Here is an 18,504-nt window from a genome sequence, read left to right as displayed (position 1 = left end):
GATGACCAGCGTGCACGTCCGACCACCGAGCCGCCTTCCCAGACGTAGCCGACGGACCCGCCTGCTCACGTTGGTGATGTTGCTGCTGATCCTGCCTATGGCGGTGGGCTGCGTCCGGGTCCGCACGTCCATCACGGTCTCCCCCGACGACCGGGTGTCGGGCCAGATCATCGCGGCGGCAAAGCCGCGGGACGCCGACGACAAGGGCCCGCAGCTGCTGAACAACCTCCCGTTCGCCACGAAGGTCGCGGTCTCGGAGTACAGCCGCGACGACTTCGTCGGCTCCCAGGCGGTGTTCTCCGACCTCACGTTCGCCGAACTGCCCCAGCTGGCCGGGATGAGCCGCGACGCCGCCGGGGTCGACATCTCCCTCCGCCGCGCCGGTGACCTGGTGATCCTGGAGGGCCGGGTCGACCTCACCTCGCTGTCCGATCCGCAGGCCGATGTGCTGCTGACCGTGTCGTTCCCCGGCGAAGTGACATCGACCAATGGCGACCAGGTGAGCTCCTCCATCGTGGAATGGAAACTGCGGCCGGGAATCGTCAGCACCATGAACGCCCAGGCCCGCTACACCGATCCGAGTGCCCGGTCGTTCACCACCGCGACCATCTGGCTCATCGTCGGCGCGTTTCTGGTTGCTGGAGTGATCGGGGCCCTGGCGTGGATGAGCCGTGACACCTCCCCCAAGCCGGGTGAGCCGGTCGCCGGCAGCGACTGACCGGGAGCACCGTCCCGGCCGAGCCAACAGCTACGCCACACTCGCTTGGTACAAAACCCGTGGCACGCTCTACGCTGAGTGCACTCGGGGACACACCGTTGACACAGAAAGGGGCGGGCGCTGAGCGTGCAAACATCGGCACCGTCAACCGTCGAGCTGGCCGGAGCCGTCACCGACCAATTGCGCGACTACCTGCGCGAGCGCCGCCGCGATTGCGAGTACATCGGAACCGACTACGCAGAGCTGACCGAGGCCCTCGAGGAATTCGTCCTGCGGGGCGGCAAGAGACTCCGCCCGGCGTTCGCCTATTGGGGCTGGCGCGCGGTGATCGATCCGGCCGACCGCCCCGCCGAGCCCGGCGTGCTGAGGCTGTTCGCCGCGCTGGAGTTGCTGCAGGCCTGCGCCCTGGTGCACGACGACGTCATCGACGATTCGGCCACCCGTCGGGGCCTGCCGACCGTGCACCGGACCTTCGCCGACCGGCACCGCGACCGCAACTGGCACGGCTCGTCCAAGCAGTTCGGCCTGTCGGCGGCCATCCTGGCCGGCGACCTGGCCCTGTCTTGGGCCGACGACATCGTCGCGAACGCCGACATCCCGGCCGATGGGCAGCAGCGCGTCCAGCAGGTCTGGCGCCACATCCGCACCGAAGTGCTCGGTGGCCAGTACCTCGACATCGTCGCGGAGGCCAGCGGCGCCGAATCGGTGGCCTCGGCGATGAACGTCAACACCTACAAGACCGCGTCGTACACGGTTGCCCGGCCGCTGCAGCTGGGCGCTGCCGCGGCCGCCGACCGGCCCGACGTGCAGCAGATCTTCCACCAGGTCGGCAACGATCTCGGCGTCGCCTTCCAGCTCCGCGACGACGTCCTCGGGGTGTTCGGCGATCCGGCGGTGACCGGTAAGCCCTCGGGTGACGACCTGCGGTCAGGCAAGCGCACAGTGCTGCTGGCCGAGGCCCTCGAGTTGGCCGACAAGTCCGACCCTCCTGCCGCCGAGCTTCTGCGCACGTCGGTGGGCACCGAGCTGTCGGACGCACAGGTCGGCGAACTGTGCCGGGCCATCGAGTCGGTCGGCGCCCTGGCGGCGGTCGAGGCGCACATCGAGCTGCTCACCCGCCGCGCGCTCGACACGCTGGCGGCCGCACCGATCCACGAATCGGCGAAAACCGGCCTGGCCGAGATCGCCCGGTTCGCGGCGAACCGGTCGGCCTAGAAGACCGTCACCGCAACATGACATCTCCCTCATGACACCCCTGCCAACCGAGACCCCGAGCACCGGGGTCTCGCAACACATCTCGCGTCTGGCCGCATTCGCGGTGTCCGCCGAAGCCCCGGCCCGGCTGGGTTGCCTGGGCGCGGCGCTGCTGACCATCGGTGGGCTCGGCGCGGGCAGCACGCGGCTGCACGACCCGCTCCTGGAATCACTGCACCTGTCCTGGTTGCGGTTCGGGCACGGCCTGGTGCTGTCCTCGATCCTGTTGTGGGCCGGCGTCGCAGTGATGCTGATCGCCTGGCTCTGGCTGGGCCGACGCGTGATCGACGGCACCGCCACCGAATACACCATGGTGGCCACCACCGGTTTCTGGCTCGCGCCGCTGCTGCTGAGCGTGCCGCTGTTCAGCCGCGACACCTACTCCTACCTGGCCCAGGGAGCGCTGCTGCGCGACGGCTTCGACCCCTATGTGGTGGGGCCGGTGGAGAATCCGAACTCCTTGCTGGACAACGTGAGTCCGATCTGGACGACGACAACCGCGCCCTACGGGCCGGCGTTCATCCTGGTGGCGAAGTTCGTCACGATCCTGGTGGGCGACGACGTGGTGGCCGGCACCATGCTGCTGCGGCTGTGCATGCTGCCCGGTCTGCTGTTGCTGATCTGGGCCGCACCACGCGTAGCCCGCCATGTCGGCGCCAACGGGGCTGCGTCACTGTGGATCTGCGTACTCAATCCGCTGGTGATCGTGCACCTGATGGGCGGCGTTCACAACGAGATGCTGATGGTCGGCCTGATGATGGCCGCGATCGCACTGACCTTCGCGGGCAGGCCGGTGATCGGGGTCAGCCTCATCGCGATAGCCGTCGCGGTGAAAGCGACCGCCGGGCTTGCCCTTCCGTTCCTGGTCTGGGTGTGGATGCGCCAACTCAGGGACAAGCGGGACATGCCTGCGGTGCGCGCATTCGCGGTCGCCACCGCCGCTTCGGTTCTGATCTTCGTGGCGGTGTTCGCGGTCATCTCCCTGCTGGCAGGCGTTGGCCTGGGCTGGCTGACGGCGCTGGCCGGCTCGGTCAAGATCATCAACTGGCTGACAGTGCCCACCGCGGCCGCCAACCTCATCAATGCCATTGGCGGCCTGCTTTTTCCGGTCAATTTCTACGCGGTACTCGAGGTCGCCCGCATCATCGGCATCCTCACCATCGTCATCGCGTTGCCGTTGTTGTGGTGGCGCTACCGGCACACCGACCGCGAAGCCCTGACCGGTATCACCCTGGCCATGGTGGTGGTCGTGCTGTTCGTACCGGCCGCACTGCCCTGGTACTACACCTGGCCACTGGCGGTGGCCGCCGCGCTGATCCAGACCCGGCCGGCGATCGCCGCCGTCGCCGGATTCTCCACCTGGATCATGGTGATGTGGAAACCCGATGGGGCGCACGGCATGTACTCGTGGGCCCATGTCCTGCTGACCACGGCGTGCGCCTTGGTGGCGTGGTACTCGCTCTACCGCGCACCTGGGGCGCCGGCTGAACCCGAGGCTCAGAACCAGCCGTCAGTAGGCTAGCGCCTGCGCGCGGCGCAGCACCTCGCGTGCCTGGTGGGAATGCAGCGCGTCGACCGGGCGGGCATTGGACACCCGCTCGGTGGTGCCGTCGGTGGTGATCGTCAGCGATTCGTCCGGGGTGAACAACCAGCGCACGATCTCGGTGTCGTGGTAGCCACCGTCGCGCAGCACGACCAGCAGGCCGGGCAGCGGCTTGACCACATGGCCGTTGTCATCGAAGAAGAGCTTCGGCACCACCAGGACGCGGTCGCGGCGCACCGCGATCAGCTGCCCGTCGCGCAGCTGTTGGTGCACCTTGGTGACGGGAATGCCGAGCAAATCCGACACCGTGGGTAGGTCGTAGACGGCCTCGTCGGGGTCCAATACGTCATCGGCCGCTGGAATACTGCTCACCGCACTGATTCTAGGGCCACCGCCGCAACTCGTAACATGTGTCCGGTGGAGCAGCAATCGGATCCACTCGTCGGCACCATGCTCGACGGGCGCTATCGCGTGGACACGCCCATCGCCACCGGTGGCATGTCCACCGTCTACCGCGGCCTCGACATCCGCCTGGACCGACCCGTGGCGCTCAAGGTGATGGACTCCCGCTACAGCGGTGACAGCCATTTCCTGACCAGGTTCGGCCGCGAGGCCAAGGCCGTGGCCCGGTTGAAGGATCCTGGGTTGGTGGCGGTCTACGACCAGGGCGGTGGGAGCCCTGGTGGCCAGCCGCCGTTCCTGGTGATGGAACTGATCGAGGGCGGGACGCTTCGCGAACTGCTGGCCGAACGCGGCCCGATGCCCCCGCACGCGGTCGCTGCCGTCCTGGCACCGGTGCTCGGCGGGCTCGCGGTGGCCCACCGGGCCGGGCTGGTGCACCGCGACATCAAGCCCGAGAACGTGCTGATCTCCGACGACGGCGAGGTCAAGATCGCCGACTTCGGTCTGGTCCGCGCCGTCGCCGAGGCCAAGATCACCTCGACCAGCGTGATCCTGGGCACCGCCGCCTACCTGTCCCCCGAGCAGGTCAGCACCGGTGATGCCGACCCACGCAGCGATGTGTACGCGGTCGGCATCCTCACCTACGAACTGCTCACCGGCGCCACTCCGTTCACCGGCGACTCCGCACTCACCGTGGCCTACCAGCGCATGGACAATGATGTGCCGGCGCCCAGTGCGGTAATCGCAGGGGTACCAGCGCAATTCGACCGGTTCGTGCGCCGGGCCACCGCACGCGACGCCGGGCAGCGATTCGCCGACGCCAACGACATGCGGGCCGAACTGCTCCACATCGTCGACGACCTCGGCCTGCCCGCGTTCCGGGTGCCCGCACCGCAGTATTCAGCGCAGCACCTGGCCGCCACCCGCGTGCATGATCTCGAGGAACCAGACGGTGGCCGCGTCGAGGCCACCACCGTCGTGACGGCCGCACCGGCCTCCCCGCCGGCCGCACCCCCGGTGGCGCCTGCGCCGCGCCAACCCACTCGCGAGATCACCCGGGACCAGCACGACTGGGCACCGGCCCCGGCCGATCCCGCTGAACACTCCCTCGGCGCAGGCCAATTCGCCGGCATCGAGCTGAGCGAGTTCTACTGGGCCCGCCAGCGCGCCAAACGGGTGCTGGCATTCTGGGTGATCGCGGTACTCACGTTGACCGGCCTGGTCGCCGCCGCGGCCTGGACGCTCGGCAGCAACGTCGGCACGCTGTTCTAGCCGGCCGATCCGACCGAAATCGCGCTAGCTGCGCAGCATCTCGGCGACGAGGAACGCCAGCTCCAGGCTCTGCTGGGTGTTGAGCCGCGGATCGCACGCGGTCTCGTAACGGCCGGCCAGGTCGTCATCGGAGATGTCCTGCGCCCCACCGAGACACTCGGTGACGTTCTCGCCGGTGATCTCGACGTGGATGCCGCCGGGGTGGGTGCCCAGCGCGTGATGCACCTCGAAGAACCCCTGCACCTCGTCGACGATGCGATCGAAGTGACGGGTCTTGTACCCGGTCGAGGATTCGTGGGTGTTGCCGTGCATGGGGTCGCACTGCCAGATCACCTGATGGCCCGTCGCCTGGACCTTCTCGATGATCGGCGGCAGCAGGTCGCGGACCTTGTTGTTGCCCATCCGCGTCACGAGCGTCAGCCGGCCCGGCTCGTTGTTGGGATCCAGCCGCTCGACGTACTCGACGGCGAGTTCCGGCGTCGTCGTCGGCCCCAGCTTGATGCCGATCGGGTTGGCGATCACCTCGGCCAGCGCCACGTGGGCGCCGTCGAGCTGACGCGTCCGTTCGCCGATCCACAGGTAGTGCGCCGACTGGTCGTACAGCTTGGCCGGTCCGTCCGGGTTCTCGGCCGGGTCGGACAGCCGCAGCATCGCGCGCTCGTAGTCGATCACCAGCGCCTCGTGGCTGGCGAAGATCTCGGCGGTCTGCAGATTGCGATCGGCCACCCCACACGCGGACATGAACTTCAGGCCCCGGTCGATCTCCCCGGCCAGCGCCTCGTAGCGGGCGCCCGCGGGCGAGGTCCGGACGAACTCACGGTTCCAGTCGTGCACCAGGTGCAGCGACGCCAACCCGGACGAGGTCAGTGCGCGGACCAGGTTCATCGCGGCGCTGGCGTTGGCGTAGGCGCGCACCAGCCGCGACGGATCGTGCTCGCGGACCGAGGCGTCCGGAGCGAAGCCGTTGACCATGTCACCGCGGTAGGACCTCAGGCCCAGCGCGTCGAGATCCGACGACCGCGGCTTGGCGTACTGGCCCGCGATCCGCGCCACCTTGACCACCGGCATGCTGGCGCCGTAGGTCAGCACCACGGCCATCTGCAGCAGGGTGCGGATGTTCGCCCGGATGTGCGGCTCGGTGTTGTCGACGAAGGTCTCGGCGCAGTCACCGCCCTGCAGCAGGAATGCCTTGCCCTGCGCGACGTCGGACAGCAAGCCTTTCAGCTTCTCGATTTCCGAGGGCACAGTGACCGGCGGCACGCTCTCCAGCACGGTGCGCATGGCCTTGGCCGCCTCGGGGTCCCAGCTGGGTTGCTGGACGGCCGGCTTGGCCAGCGCCGCATCGAGCCGTTGACGCAGCTCGTCGGTCAGCGGAGGAAGTGGCGGCAGCTGGTCGATGGGGATGTCGACGGTCCAGTTCACCCGTTCATGGTAGCCGCCGGTGAACGGCGGTTTTCAGGGCTGTGTTATGCCGCGATCTCGCGTGGGTGTGAGGTCCACACCCGTCATCAGCTGGAACCGGTGCAGGTTGTGCCGCGCGTCGACGAGCGCATCGTGCGCTTCGGTCGGCCGGGCGGGCATCCGCGGCGATCCGCGCTCCTCCCAGAACTGGCGCAGCTCACGGGTGAACCGCGGCATCGCCGGAGGCAGATCGGTCATCGGGCCCCACAGCTGGCACAGCACCACATGGTCATAAGCGCCGACCCAGGCCCACAACTCGATCGGCTCGTCGCCGTCGATGTCGAAGAAGTCCTCCAGCTCCGCCCGGATCTGCCGGCGCGATCGCCACAACTGCGAGGACGGGGACGGCAGTTTGGGCAGCACGTGCTTGCGCACCCACCGACCCGCCCGGTCCGGATTGAACTCAGTCGAGATCGCGTAGTACTCGCGGCCGTCCTCGGCGGCCACACCGATCGAGATCAGCTCGATGGTGCGACCGTCGTCGATGAACTCGGTGTCGTAGAAGTAGCGCATCAGGCGATCTGCTCCGTCTTCGTGGCCTGCGATGTGATCGGGGCCGGGGCCGCATGGATCTCCCGGTCGAGCTGCGCGTCGACAGCGGCGTCGTCAGGGATCTTCGGCATCCCGGTGATCGCATCCTGCAACCACAGCTTGGCCTGCACGACGGGGCGGCGCAGCCAGCGCTCCCGTTCCAGCGCACGGTGCATCTTGCGGGGGCGGCTGGTGTAGCGCCAGCGCGCCCACGGCGCATGCGGCCGCGACAGCCGCACCGCCCCGGCGAACAACAACGGGGTTATGAACATGCCCACCAATCCAGTCCACACCTTGCCTTTGAGCAGGACGACCACCGCCAGCGCCAGGGTCAGCACCGCCACCGCGACCACGAATGCGCGCATGGCCAGGGACTGGTCCGCGCGCCAGATACCGATATCAAAGAATGACAGCGGGTTGAAACCCAGGATCAGCAGCCCCGCCACCGCCACCGCGGCGAACACCGCATCCACCGAGGTGCGGCCGTCCTCGGCCCAGTACACATCCGACAGATGCAGGATCAGCGCGAACTCATCGAGTACCAGGGCCGCGCCGATGCCGAAGAACACCGCGGCCGCGGTGAACTCCGGTACCCCGCCGTTGACCGCGAGCGTCACCATCGTCACCCCCGACACCATCACCAACACCACGCCGATCACCATGTGGTGGATGTGCACCGAACCGTGGCCCATGTTGCGGGGCTGCCACCACCTGGGCGGTCGTTCGCTGCCGGCGTTCCTGCGGATGTAACGCACCACGATGCGGGTCACGAAGAAGGTGAGGATGAACGCCACCAGGCAGCACAGCAGCGGCAGGCGATCGCGCGTGAGGAAATCGAGGTGAACGGTCACGTGCACGCACAGAGAACTTACGCCGACCTGCGCGCGTCGCGAGTGCGGATGCGCCCACACGGGGATGCCCCCGATAGTCTGTTGAGGACATGAGTAAGCGGCAGTCGCCCGGCGGGGCTGGTTGGGCACCGACGATCGGGTGGCGGCTTTTTCAGTTGCTCACAGTGGCCGGGTTGATCCTGGTCGGCTGGCGGCTACTGGGCCACGTGCCCTATCGCATCGACATCGACGTGTACCGGATGGGCGGACGGGCCTGGTTGGACAACCAGCCGCTGTACGCCGACGGCGCGATTTTCCACACCCAGGGCGGCCTCGACCTGCCGTTCACCTATCCCCCGCTGGCGGCGATCATGTTCGCGCCGTTCGCCTGGCTGTCGTTGCCCGCGGCAAGTGTGGCGATCACCGCCACCACGCTGGCGCTCCTGGTCGTCTCGATCGTCATCGTGCTCACCCGGCTGAACGTCTGGCCGGAGACCACGATCACCTCGGAGCCGGCTTGGCTGCGCCGCTGCTGGCTGGCGACCGCGCTGGTGGTGCCTGCGGTCTTCTGGCTGGAGCCGATCCGGTCGAACTTCGAGTTCGGCCAGATCAACGTGGTGCTGATGACGCTGGTGGTCGCCGATTGCGTACCGCGCCGGACGCCGTGGCCACGCGGTGTGCTGCTGGGCCTGGCGATCGCCCTCAAGCTCACTCCCGCGGTCTTCCTCCTGTACTTCCTGCTGCGCCGCGACGTCCACACCCTGCTGCGGACCGCCGCGGCCGCAGTGGTGGCGACCATCGCCGGATTCGTGCTGGCCTGGACCGACTCGATCGAGTACTGGACCGAGACGGTGCGCAACACCGACCGGATCGGGACGGCCACGCTCAACACCAACCAGAACATCGCGGGCACGCTGGCCCGGCTCGGCCTGTCCGAGGGGCCGCGGTTCCTGTTGTGGGTGGCCCTCTGCTTCGCGGTGCTGGCCCTGACGGTCTGGGCGGCGCGACGGGCCCTGCGCTCCGGAGCCGATGAGGGCCCTGTGGTCGCACTGATCTGTGTGGCGATGTTCGGCCTGGTGGTCTCGCCGGTGTCGTGGTCGCATCACTGGGTCTGGTCGCTACCCACCCTGTTGGTGACCGGTGTGCTCGCCTACCGGATGCGCCAGACGCATATGGCGTCGTCGCTGTATCTGGCCCTGGTGACGGTGGTCGGCCTGGCCTTGATGGTGTGGACGCCGATCGCACTGTTGACCCCGCATCACGAGACCGCGGCGTCGGTGGTGCGGCAGCTGGCCGGCGATTCCTACCTGTGGTGGGCGCTGGCCGTCATCGTCGTCATCGGCGCCGTGTCGACCTCCCGGGCCGCCAAGACGACCGCGGTGACCGCCACCCCACTGGTGCCGCTCAGCGGCGGCGAAACGTCCTAACCCGCTGCGGCGTGCGGCAGCCGGGAAGCGGGCTTGCTCGCGTCGACCGGCTGGCCATTGGTCTGCTGCGCGCTTTCTTTGATCGCGGCCGCGTAGATGTCGACGTACTCCTGGCCAGACAGATCCATCAGGTCGTACATCACCTCGTCGATCACCGCGCGCTCGATGAAGCGGTTACCGGCCAGACCGTCGAACCGGCTGAAGTCCATGGGCTTGCCGAACCTGACCTCGACCCGGCCGAACCGCAGCCCCTTCGACCCCGGCGGGTTGACGACGTCGGTGCCGACCATGGCCACCGGGATCACCGGCACACCGGTCTCCAGGGCCAGCCTGGCCAACCCGGTCTTGCCCTTGTAGAGGCGGCCGTCCGGTGAGCGGGTGCCCTCGGGGTACATGCCGAGCAGCTTGCCCTCGCCCAGGATGCGCTTGGCGGTGATCAGAGCCGCCTGCGCCGAATCGGCGTCGGTGCGGTCGATCGGCACCTGGCCGACGACGGTGTAGAACCAGGCCAGGAACCGGCCCTTGATCCCGGTACCGGTGAAGTACTCCTGTTTGGCCAGGAAGGTGATGCGGCGGCTGACCACCAGCGGCAGGTAGAAACTGTCCATCACCGCCAGGTGATTACTGGCCAGGATCGCCGGTCCGTCGGTCGGAACATGTTCCAGCCCAGTGATTTTGGGCCGGCCGAGGACGGCCAGCACGGGGCCCAACAGGACGTACTTGAACAGCCAATACCACATGGACCCTCCACCTTGTGCGCACCGCGCAATGCTCTGCGACAACTGTACCCAGGCCATGTTGTGGCTACCACAGCAAGCCCTGGATGCCTGCTGAGTCTCAGCCCTACAGCAAATCGCTCAATCTGCTCAGTCTTCGAAGGTGACCGGGATGTGCTGGTAGCGACCGGGAGGAGGCGGGGGCGGGTAATCGTCGGGCGGCGGCGCATCCGGCCCACCGTCAGGCGGCGGGCTATCTCCGTCGGGACCGCTATCCCCACCACTTCCGGATCCATCGGCTCGGCCATCGTCCAAGACCGCGCGGATGACCGTCAGCAGGGCCACACTGTGCTCGGCGATCACCGACAGCAGCGGATGTTGCTCACCGTTGACCACCGCGGCCAGTGCGCACACCGGGCACCACACCTGCTGGCACTTGCCCGGGCTGTCGCCGGCCGACGCCGCGAGATTGGCCGCTGCCAACCGCACCGCCGGATCCAGCCGGTCCAGAATGTCCTGCGCCAATTGCCGCAGCTCCGAACCCAGCTCGGGATGAGACCCCGTCATGCCGGCCACACCTCCGGATTCGGACGAAAACGTACCGTCAGCTCGCTACCCCGCAATTGCGCGTCTGTCACGATGCACCGACGCAGGACAGAGGCCAACCGCACCCGGCGCCGCATTCCCGCGACGCCGATGATCAAGTCGTCATCGACGCGACCGAGCGTGAGGCCGGCCGAATCGATCTGCGGCAACTCTAGCCGCAATCGGTACACAGCTTCGAGTCCAGACCCCGACTCCCGGTCGACGATGGGACGCAGCGGACCCGGAGGCGGTGACCCGTCACGCCGTCGCGCACTGTCGATCAACTCCCCCAGCGCCTTGGCGCCGATCGGCTCCCCCGGCACGTGCGGCACGAGCACCAGCTGCACATCACCGATCGTGGCATCGAGCTCGTCGAGCACCGTCTGCTGCTCGGCGATCCGCTCGGTGTACCAGTCGAACGCCGGGTGCGCCGGAAGATTCTGGTACTCGAACGAATCATCCTGCACCAAAATCTGATTGACGATGATCTCGGCAACCTCGACACCCATCAGGGCAAGCGATCCCAAGGTCCGCGAGGCTTCGGCCGCCACCACCCGCTCGGGGGTGAGCACCAGATGCGCACTCACCCGAGACCCGTCGGTGAGCAAGGTCGAAAGCCGGCGGATGCCGGAGTCCACGCGTTCGATCAGGGCGACGATCGCCGCACTCACCGCATCCGGGGAGCCCGACAGCCGGCGGTGCCGAGGCCAGGCCCGCTCCAGGTACAGGCCGAAGGTCTCCGGAAGCGTCAGCATCCGCAGGGCATCGGCGGTCGAGGCGCAGTCCACCACCACGTGATCCCATCGCCCGGATTCTGCGAGCTCGCCCACCTCGTGCAGCCCCAGCACTTCCTGGATTCCCGGTAGCGCCGAAAGTTCTTCGGGGGCAACATCTCCCAGGTCGGACTCGGGGAAACGAGCCGCCAGCGGGCCGGCCGTCTCCACCCAGCGCGCGCCGAGCAGGGCCAGGGTGTCGAGCGCGAGCGCGTCCAGGACACCGCCCGCGTCGGTCAGTCCGGTGTCCAGATCGCTGAGCACCCGCGTGGGGGCCCGCTGACCCGTGGGAGCGAGCGTGATCCCGAGGACGTCGCCCGTGGAATGGGCCTGATCGGTGGACACGATCAGCACCCGACGGCCGGACGCGGCGTCGCGAACCGCGGTGGCTGTCGCCAGCGTCGACTTACCTACTCCGCCCTTGCCGACGAACAGGCTGATCCGCGCAGGAGTCCGTGCGCTCCCATCCGGCGAAGTCACTCAGCCTCTGCTCGTTTCTTCAGGTCCTTGAGCGCGGTGTCGGTGAGCCTGCGCTCCGCCTTGCGCTTGAGCAGCCCGATCATCGGGATGATGAGGTCGACCGACAATTCATAGGTGACTTCCGTGCCGGATCCCTTGGGCGCCAAGCGGTATGCCCCCTCCAGCGACCGCAGCAGCGAACTGGACACCAGCGACCAGGTCACCGAAGTGCGATCCGCGGGCCACACGTAGGTCAGCACCATCGTGTCCTTGAGCACCGCGGCGTCGAGCACCAGCCTGGCGGTCTTGGGATTGCCCTGCGCGTCGGTCTCGAGGACCTCGGCTTCCTTGTATTCGGCGACCCACTGCGGATACGAGGCGATATCGGCGATGACGTCCATCACCGTCACCGGATCGGCGTCGATGTAGATGGTCTGTGTCGTTTTGTCGGCCACCGCATCGCCCTATCTCCCCGCACGCGGGGGTCCCCTACTTCCCCCGCCCCGCGGGGGTGCCCTGGCTCTCGCCGAGAAATCTACCCTCCCGCAGATAGACCCGGTCAAACACGCCAGACCTCAGGCCAGTCGGGACACCCCGACCGGGCGAGCCGACTCCAACCGCTGCTTGATGCCGAAGGCCATCGCCTTGCCCGCCACCCGGCGTTCGTGGTTCATCTTTGCCAGATCCATCTCGGCCAGCTGCTTGGCCGTGGCGCCGGACGGTTCGGCGTGCAGGAAGTAGTGCAGCACCACGCCGTCCATCACCGCCTCCAGCCAGACCTCCATCGTGCCGGTCAACGCACCGGTCACATTCCAGCGGTGGCCCTTGTCGGCGCGGTCCTCGACGACCTTGAGCACCAGGTCGGGCCACCACCGCCGCCAGCTGGCGGGATCGGCGACCGCGGCGCCCACGGCGACCGGATCGGCGCAGACGAACGTCTCGTCGGCGATCTGAATGCTGTTCATCGCGGACTAGCTTCACATATGCGTGATCGCCTGCATACCGGGGCCGACTAGGCTGACCCGCAAAGCCGGTACCACAAGCCTGGAGGGCAAGATCGTGCCTGAGTTCATGCGGGAGTACAGCGTGCCCGCGTCATTTGCCGTCGACGAGCACGACAGCATCGTCAGCTCGGTATCCGCGCACGCGGCGGACAGCCCCGACCACGTCATCTTCCGCCGCCTGGTCGACGGCGCCTGGACCGACGTGACCTGCGCCGAAGCGGCCGACCAGATTCGTTCGGTCGCCCTTGGCCTGATCGCCGAGGGAATCCAGCCCGGTGATCGCGTGGCGATCCTTTCGGCCACCCGCTACGAGTGGCCGATCATCGACTTCGCGATCCTGTCGGTCGGCGCGGTGACCGTGCCGATCTACGAGACCTCCTCTGCCGAACAGGTGCGGTTCGTCCTCGACAACTCCGCGGCGCGCATCATCTTCGCCGAGACCGACGGGCACGCACAGACCGTGGAACAGCTCCGCGGCCAGCTGCCCGAGTTGCGCAAGGTGCTGCGGATCGACGGCACCGGCACGCCCGCGCTGGAGGCCATGGCCGAAGCCGGCAAGTCGACCGACACCGCCGAACTCGACAAGCGCCTGGCCGGAATCCGGTCGGCCGACCCGGCCACCCTGATCTACACCTCGGGAACCACCGGTCAGCCCAAGGGCTGCCAGCTGACCCACTCGAACCTGCTCTACGAGATCCGGGGGGCCAAGGCGTGCTTCCCCACGGAACTGGCACCGGGTGAACGGATGCTGGTGTTCCTGCCGCTGGCCCACGTGCTGGCCCGGGCCATCACCATCGCGGCCTTCACCAACAAGGTCACCCTCGGCTTCACCAGCGACATCAAGAACCTGGTTCCGACCTTCGGCGTGTTCAAGCCGACGCTCGTCGTCTCCGTGCCCCGCGTGTTCGAGAAGGTCTACAACACCGCCGAGCAGAACGCCCGCAACGACGGCAAGGGCAAGATCTTCTCGATCGCCGCCGACACCGCGATCGAGTGGAGTAAAGCCCAGGACACCGGTGGCGCCGGCCTGCTGCTGCGCGCCAAGCACGCCCTGTTCGACAAGCTGGTCTACGGCAAGCTGCGGGCGGCCCTCGGCGGCGAATGCCGGGCGGCGATCTCCGGCGGCGCACCGCTGGGCGCGCGGCTGGGTCACTTCTATCGCGGTGTGGGGCTGAGCATCTACGAGGGCTACGGCCTCACCGAGACCAGCGCGGCCATCACCGTGAACCGGGTCAACGACCTCAAGGTCGGCTCCGTCGGAAAGCTGATGCCCGGCAACAGCATGCGTATCGCCGAGGACGGCGAGCTGCTGGTCAAGGGCGGCGTGGTGTTCAGCGGCTACTGGGGCAACGAGTCCGAGACCAACGCGGTGTTCACCGACGGCTGGTTCCACACCGGCGATCTGGGTGCCATCGACGACGACGGCTTCCTGACCATCGTCGGGCGCAAGAAGGAAATCATCGTCACCGCGGGCGGCAAGAACGTCGCACCCGCGCTGCTCGAAGACCGGCTGCGGGCCCACCCGCTGATCAGCCAGGCCATGGCCGTGGGTGACCAGCAGCCGTTCATCGCCGCGCTCATCACCATCGACCCGGAGGCGTTCCCCGGGTGGAAGCAGCGCAACGGGAAGGACGCCGGCGCCTCGGTCGGCGACCTGTCCGACGACCCGGACCTGCTGGCCGAGATCGACCTGGCGGTCAAGGAGGCCAATCAGGCGGTGTCGCATGCCGAGTCGATCCGCAAGTTCCGGATCCTGCCCGTCGATTTCACCGAGGACACCGGTGAACTGACCCCGACCCTGAAGGTCAAGCGCAAGGTGGTGGCCGAGAAGTTCGCCACCGACATCGCCGCGCTCTACGGCTGATCCCGCGGGCTCAGCCCGAGAGCAGCCCGGTCAGCCGGGCGCCCTGCGAGCGCCACTGCCAGTTGTCGACTGCCCAGTGGCGTCCCGCCACCCCCATCGCGGCGGCGCGAGCCGGATCGGCCAGCACGTCGCCCACGGCCGTCGCCACCGCCGCCACATCGGTGCCGTCCACCACGGTGCCGGTCTGGCCGTCGAGCACGGTTTCCGGTGCACCGCCAGAGGTTCCGGCGATCACCGGAACGCCGCAGGCCGAGGCCTCCAGGTAGACGATGCCGAGTCCCTCGACGTCCAGACCCGCCCCTCGGGTTCGGCACGGCATGGCGAACACGTCGGCCATCGCATGGTGGGCGGGCAGTTCCGCCGCGGGCACCGCACCGGTGAAGGTGACGTCGGCGGCCACATCGTGCGTCTGCGCGAGTTGTTGCAGGCGCTGTAGATACGGTCCCCCGCCGACGATGACCAACGCCGCATCGGGGACGCGGCGCCGGATGGCGGGCCAGGCACGGATGAGCATGTCCTGCCCCTTACGCGGCACCAGCCGGGACAGGCACACCACCACCGGGCGCTGCCCCAGCCCGTAGCGGGCGCGCAACTCGGCCCGGGCCACCGGATCGGGTACGAAACGGTCGGTGTCGACGCCCGGCGGCAGATGCTCCAGCGCCGCGCGAGGACCGAAAGCCGAGGCGAACCTGTCGCGGGTATAGCGGCTGATGAACGTCACGACGTCGGCGTCGTCTCCGATGCGGCGCAATGCGCTGCGCGCCACCGGCAGCATCGACCAGCCGACCTCGTGTCCATGAGTGCTCGCCACCACTCGCCTGGCACCGGCTCGCCGGGCCAGCGGGCCCAGCAGTGCCAGCGGCGCGGCCGCCCCGAACCACACCGTCTCGATGTCGTTCTCAGCGATCAACCGCTGCATGCGGGTCGCCACGGTCGGCTCGGGCACCATCAGCGAAGTCGGATGCCGCACCACGCGGTACCCGGCGGCAGCGTCGTAGTCCGCGCTGCCCTTCCATTTCGGCGCGTACACCGTGAGCTCGTGCGAGCCGTCCCGCACCAACTGGCCGACGAACGCCTCCAGGTACGACTGGATACCGCCGCGACGCGGTGGAAAGTCGTTGGTGACCAACAAAACCCGCGTCATCGCGGCCGACTGTCCATGCGCGATCCGGCTGCGCTCCGTGTGCTCCCCATCGGCGACAGGCTATCCGGTCAGCCAGTGACGCCAACCGGCAACCACTGCGTCGAGATCGGCGCCCAGCGTCTCCCGCACCGCGGTGGCCACATCCGGGTGACCGGCCCCGCAGGCGCGCAGGTACAGCTCACGCAGCTTCGGAACCCCGTAGGCGTCGGCCACGTAGCGGCTGAACCACCACGCCCGGTCGTAGGCCAGGCTGCGGGCGGCACCGGGTGTGTCGAGGTCCGCATCGGTGGGCAGCTGGGCCAGCTCCGCGGCCCGCGCGGGTGCCACGGTGGGCGGCCGGCCGACGTAGTCGGCCACGCCCTCGGTCAGCCAGCGCGGTGCGTCGGCCGCGGTCGCCGAGCGGGCGGCGTAGTGGAACAGCTCGTGGCGCAACACAATTCGCAACGCGGCCGGGCTCATGTCGGCGGCGCCGGGGGCGAACATGATCCGTTGCGCGGTGGTGGTCGCGGCGATGTCGGGGGCTCCGCCGGCCAGCACCCGGAACTGTTGATCGGACCCCGCGACCGCGATCTCGATGTCTCGCGGCCAGTCCGGACCCCAGAATGCGGTCACCGTGGCGGCCGCCTCACCGAGTTCGGGGCCGAGGCGGCTCAGCAGGGCCTGCGACTGCGGTCCGCCCAGGGCCAGTAGCCGGGCGGTGCGCCCGTCGGGCAGCGCCAGCACGGTGACCGGGTCGGGTTGCGGGACGGCAGGTACGCCGGTGATGTTCGACGACGCGGCCGGAGGCAGGGCCGGAGGTGGGACCGGCGAGGATCTCCACAACAGCGTCGCTGCCAGCGCCAGCTCGACCAGGAGTACCGCCACCAGCAGACGCCGGTTGGGCGTCAGGGTGAAACCCGCCCCGCTGTCGGGGCGCTCGATACCGACGGACTTCTCAGTAGCGACGGACGTTGTAGATCGGCGCATTGTTGACCGGGGCGACCCGAACCGGGGTGCCGTAGGTCGACGCGTGCACCATCATCCCGTCGCCGATGTAGATACCCACGTGGGAGGCGTCGGAGTAGTACGTCACCACGTCACCCGGCTGCATCGAGTCAGCCGAGACCGGCTGACCGCCGCGGGCCATGGCCTGGCTCGAGTGCGGCAGCGAGATGCCGGCGTGCTGGAACGCCCACATCACCAGGCCGGAGCAGTCGAAGGAGCTGGGACCGGCAGCGCCCCAGGAGTACGGCGAGCCGATCCGGCTCAGTGCCGCCTGGATGACGGTGCCGGAATGGCCACCGCCCCCATCCGGGAGTGCGCCCTCCGGCGGGGCGACGTCGCCGGGCGGAATCCCGTTCGGCGGGTCAGCCAAAATGGCGGGATCCTGCGCCGGCGGCAACGCCTCGGGCGCGGGCACCGGCGGGGTCGGCGGCAGGGCCGTCATCGCTTCCCGCTGGGCCGGGGTCAGCGCCTGGTACTGCGACTTGACGATCGCGATCTGCACCTGGAGCTGGCTTTGCTTGGATTGCAGGTCGGCGCGCACTGCGGCGGCCTGCTCTGCGGCGGTCTTGGCGTCGTCGGCCGATTTCGCCGACTCCTTCTCGGCCAATGCGGCCTTTTCGCCCACCGAACGGAAGCTCTTCATCTGCGCCGACATCTCGGTCGCCATCACCCGCTGCACCGCGAGTTGCTCGATCAGCTGCTGGGGTGAGCCGGCCGTCAGGATCGCATCCACACCGGAGGTGCGACCCCCCATGTACTGGGCGGCAGCTACCTTGTTGACCGAAGTCTGAAAGATTGCCAGCTGCGACTTGGCGTCATCGACCGCCGCGGTGTCGTCGGCATGCTTCTTTTCCGCACTCTCCTGTGCGGCAAGTTTGTTGTTCAGGTCCAGCTGGGCGGAGTGCATCGCTTCGGTGGTCTGCTCGGCCTGACGGGACAGCTCATTGAGCTTTGCCAGCGCATCGTCACTGGGATCGGCCTGCGAACTCGCTGCCAGGAACCCTGGTATCAAGATCAAGCCCGCTATTGCACCTGCAATGGGTCGCTTGACACGACTTGTGGGCCGGTGCGCGCGCTCGTGCCTCAAGTTTTTGTCCTCACAACTGGCGATGGCGAGCCGCCTCGAACTGCTCTTAGGTCTCAGATAGGTTACGAAACGGCATCGGGCTTGTCCAACAGAAGGTGCAAATTTAACAGCCCACCCGGAATATTTTCCTGTGCACGAAGCGACGCGTGTCGTCAGGCGACTCCAGATCTGCCGTTCCGGTGAATAGGCACGAGTCGCAATCGCGGAGCAAGGCCCACGTCAGCGAGCACTTCCAACGCCTGACGCTCGTCGTCCAGCAAAGTTTCCGGGACTCCGAGCAACACACTCACGACGCAGTCCTGACACCCGGGCCCACGTACCGCGCAATCGTCGCAGTCGATGGTCACGCTGCCGGTATCCGGCTCGTCGGGGCAGGGTTCGTCGGCGTAGGACCAGTTGTCCCGCCACGCTCCGCTCATCTTGACCGTCCTTTCGATCGGTGTTGCGCGC

At 68.1% G+C, this 18,504-nt stretch carries 19 protein-coding genes; 6 read left to right on the top strand and 13 right to left on the bottom strand.

The annotated features are described in order from the left end of the window. Window position 1 precedes the first annotated feature (1 nt). From ACNQVK_RS17325 to ACNQVK_RS17315, 3 genes are all read left to right on the top strand, one after another. On the top strand, window positions 2–718 hold the full coding sequence (locus ACNQVK_RS17325) for an LppM family (lipo)protein (protein ID WP_418030491.1): 717 nt from the start codon (window positions 2–4) through the stop codon (window positions 716–718). Between the two features lie 126 nt (window positions 719–844). Continuing rightward, entirely contained in the window at window positions 845–1,933 is a 1,089-nt protein-coding gene (gene idsA2 / locus ACNQVK_RS17320) for a bifunctional (2E,6E)-farnesyl/geranyl diphosphate synthase (protein WP_418030490.1), read from the top strand. 31 nt (window positions 1,934–1,964) lie between these two features. Next, window positions 1,965–3,494, top strand: coding sequence for an alpha-(1->6)-mannopyranosyltransferase A (locus ACNQVK_RS17315; protein WP_418030489.1), 1,530 nt, complete (start codon window positions 1,965–1,967; stop codon window positions 3,492–3,494). Here the strand turns inward: ACNQVK_RS17315 and ACNQVK_RS17310 are convergent. After that, window positions 3,483–3,887, bottom strand: coding sequence for an Rv2175c family DNA-binding protein (locus ACNQVK_RS17310; protein ID WP_418030488.1), 405 nt, complete (start codon window positions 3,885–3,887; stop codon window positions 3,483–3,485). The two genes, ACNQVK_RS17315 and ACNQVK_RS17310, sit on opposite strands and share 12 nt — an antisense overlap. A 36-nt stretch (window positions 3,888–3,923) precedes the next feature. On the opposite strand from ACNQVK_RS17310, the gene ACNQVK_RS17305 reads away from it, so the two are divergent. Continuing rightward, entirely contained in the window at window positions 3,924–5,189 is a 1,266-nt protein-coding gene (locus ACNQVK_RS17305; RefSeq protein WP_418030487.1) for a protein kinase domain-containing protein, read from the top strand. A 24-nt stretch (window positions 5,190–5,213) separates the two neighbouring features. On the opposite strand, the gene ACNQVK_RS17300 is transcribed toward ACNQVK_RS17305, so the two are convergent. The 3 genes from ACNQVK_RS17300 to ACNQVK_RS17290 are packed head-to-tail and all read right to left on the bottom strand — an operon-like array spanning window position 5,214 to window position 8,038. After that, window positions 5,214–6,611 carry a class II 3-deoxy-7-phosphoheptulonate synthase gene (locus ACNQVK_RS17300; RefSeq protein ID WP_044523683.1) on the bottom strand — a complete coding sequence of 466 codons (1,398 nt, stop codon included), beginning with the start codon at window positions 6,609–6,611 and terminating at the stop codon, window positions 5,214–5,216. A 33-nt stretch (window positions 6,612–6,644) separates the two neighbouring features. Beyond that, the gene (locus tag ACNQVK_RS17295; protein WP_418030486.1) at window positions 6,645–7,163 is read right to left on the bottom strand and encodes a polyadenylate-specific 3'-exoribonuclease AS; all 519 of its coding nucleotides are present in this window, start codon (window positions 7,161–7,163) and stop codon (window positions 6,645–6,647) included. After that, window positions 7,163–8,038 carry a hypothetical protein gene (locus ACNQVK_RS17290; protein ID WP_418030485.1) on the bottom strand — a complete coding sequence of 292 codons (876 nt, stop codon included), beginning with the start codon at window positions 8,036–8,038 and terminating at the stop codon, window positions 7,163–7,165. The genes ACNQVK_RS17295 and ACNQVK_RS17290 overlap by 1 nt, the downstream gene beginning before the upstream one ends. 83 nt (window positions 8,039–8,121) lie before the next feature. On the opposite strand from ACNQVK_RS17290, the gene ACNQVK_RS17285 reads away from it, so the two are divergent. Next, window positions 8,122–9,438, top strand: coding sequence for a glycosyltransferase 87 family protein (locus ACNQVK_RS17285; protein WP_418030484.1), 1,317 nt, complete (start codon window positions 8,122–8,124; stop codon window positions 9,436–9,438). Here ACNQVK_RS17285 and ACNQVK_RS17280 read toward each other — a convergent pair. From ACNQVK_RS17280 to ACNQVK_RS17260, 5 genes are all read right to left on the bottom strand, one after another. Next, window positions 9,435–10,178, bottom strand: a complete 744-nt coding sequence (locus ACNQVK_RS17280) for a lysophospholipid acyltransferase family protein (RefSeq protein ID WP_418030483.1) — start codon at window positions 10,176–10,178, stop codon at window positions 9,435–9,437. The genes ACNQVK_RS17285 and ACNQVK_RS17280 overlap by 4 nt on opposite strands. Before the next feature lie 126 nt (window positions 10,179–10,304). After that, window positions 10,305–10,721 carry a hypothetical protein gene (locus ACNQVK_RS17275; protein WP_418030482.1) on the bottom strand — a complete coding sequence of 139 codons (417 nt, stop codon included), beginning with the start codon at window positions 10,719–10,721 and terminating at the stop codon, window positions 10,305–10,307. Continuing rightward, entirely contained in the window at window positions 10,718–11,992 is a 1,275-nt protein-coding gene (locus ACNQVK_RS17270; protein WP_418030481.1) for an ArsA family ATPase, read from the bottom strand. Before ACNQVK_RS17270 ends, ACNQVK_RS17275 begins: the two co-directional genes overlap by 4 nt. Then, window positions 11,989–12,426: an SRPBCC family protein gene (locus ACNQVK_RS17265; protein ID WP_409550602.1), complete on the bottom strand. Its 438-nt coding sequence runs from the start codon at window positions 12,424–12,426 to the stop codon at window positions 11,989–11,991. The genes ACNQVK_RS17270 and ACNQVK_RS17265 overlap by 4 nt, the downstream gene beginning before the upstream one ends. 120 nt (window positions 12,427–12,546) lie before the next feature. Continuing rightward, entirely contained in the window at window positions 12,547–12,936 is a 390-nt protein-coding gene (locus tag ACNQVK_RS17260; protein WP_211154842.1) for a polyketide cyclase / dehydrase and lipid transport, read from the bottom strand. Window positions 12,937–13,042: 106 nt separating this feature from the next. Between ACNQVK_RS17260 and ACNQVK_RS17255 the strand changes: the two genes are divergently transcribed. Beyond that, window positions 13,043–14,839, top strand: a complete 1,797-nt coding sequence (locus ACNQVK_RS17255; protein WP_418034191.1) for an AMP-dependent synthetase/ligase — start codon at window positions 13,043–13,045, stop codon at window positions 14,837–14,839. A gap of 10 nt (window positions 14,840–14,849) precedes the next feature. Here the strand turns inward: ACNQVK_RS17255 and pimB are convergent, their stop codons facing one another. The 4 genes from pimB to ACNQVK_RS17235 all read right to left on the bottom strand — a co-directional run bounded on the left by pimB (window position 14,850) and on the right by ACNQVK_RS17235 (window position 18,473). Further along, window positions 14,850–15,983 (bottom strand): GDP-mannose-dependent alpha-(1-6)-phosphatidylinositol monomannoside mannosyltransferase, encoded by a 1,134-nt coding sequence (pimB, locus tag ACNQVK_RS17250; protein ID WP_418030480.1) that lies wholly within the window; start codon window positions 15,981–15,983, stop codon window positions 14,850–14,852. Between the two features lie 60 nt (window positions 15,984–16,043). After that, window positions 16,044–16,949 (bottom strand): peptidase, encoded by a 906-nt coding sequence (locus ACNQVK_RS17245; RefSeq protein WP_418030479.1) that lies wholly within the window; start codon window positions 16,947–16,949, stop codon window positions 16,044–16,046. Continuing rightward, a complete protein-coding gene (gene ripC / locus ACNQVK_RS17240; RefSeq protein WP_418030478.1) occupies window positions 16,918–18,054 on the bottom strand; it encodes a peptidoglycan hydrolase RipC in 1,137 nt (378 codons plus the stop codon). Before ripC ends, ACNQVK_RS17245 begins: the two co-directional genes overlap by 32 nt. 152 nt (window positions 18,055–18,206) lie before the next feature. Continuing rightward, complete coding sequence (locus ACNQVK_RS17235; RefSeq protein WP_084622269.1) at window positions 18,207–18,473, bottom strand: hypothetical protein; 267 nt, start codon at window positions 18,471–18,473, stop codon at window positions 18,207–18,209. Between the last annotated feature and the right edge of the window lie 31 nt (window positions 18,474–18,504).

This window comes from Mycobacterium sp. 134 (assembly GCF_048282715.1).
Classification (GTDB): domain Bacteria; phylum Actinomycetota; class Actinomycetes; order Mycobacteriales; family Mycobacteriaceae; genus Mycobacterium; species Mycobacterium septicum.
The sequence above is the reverse complement of the archived record's forward strand: the minus strand, read 5'-3'. Positions and strand labels throughout refer to the sequence as shown.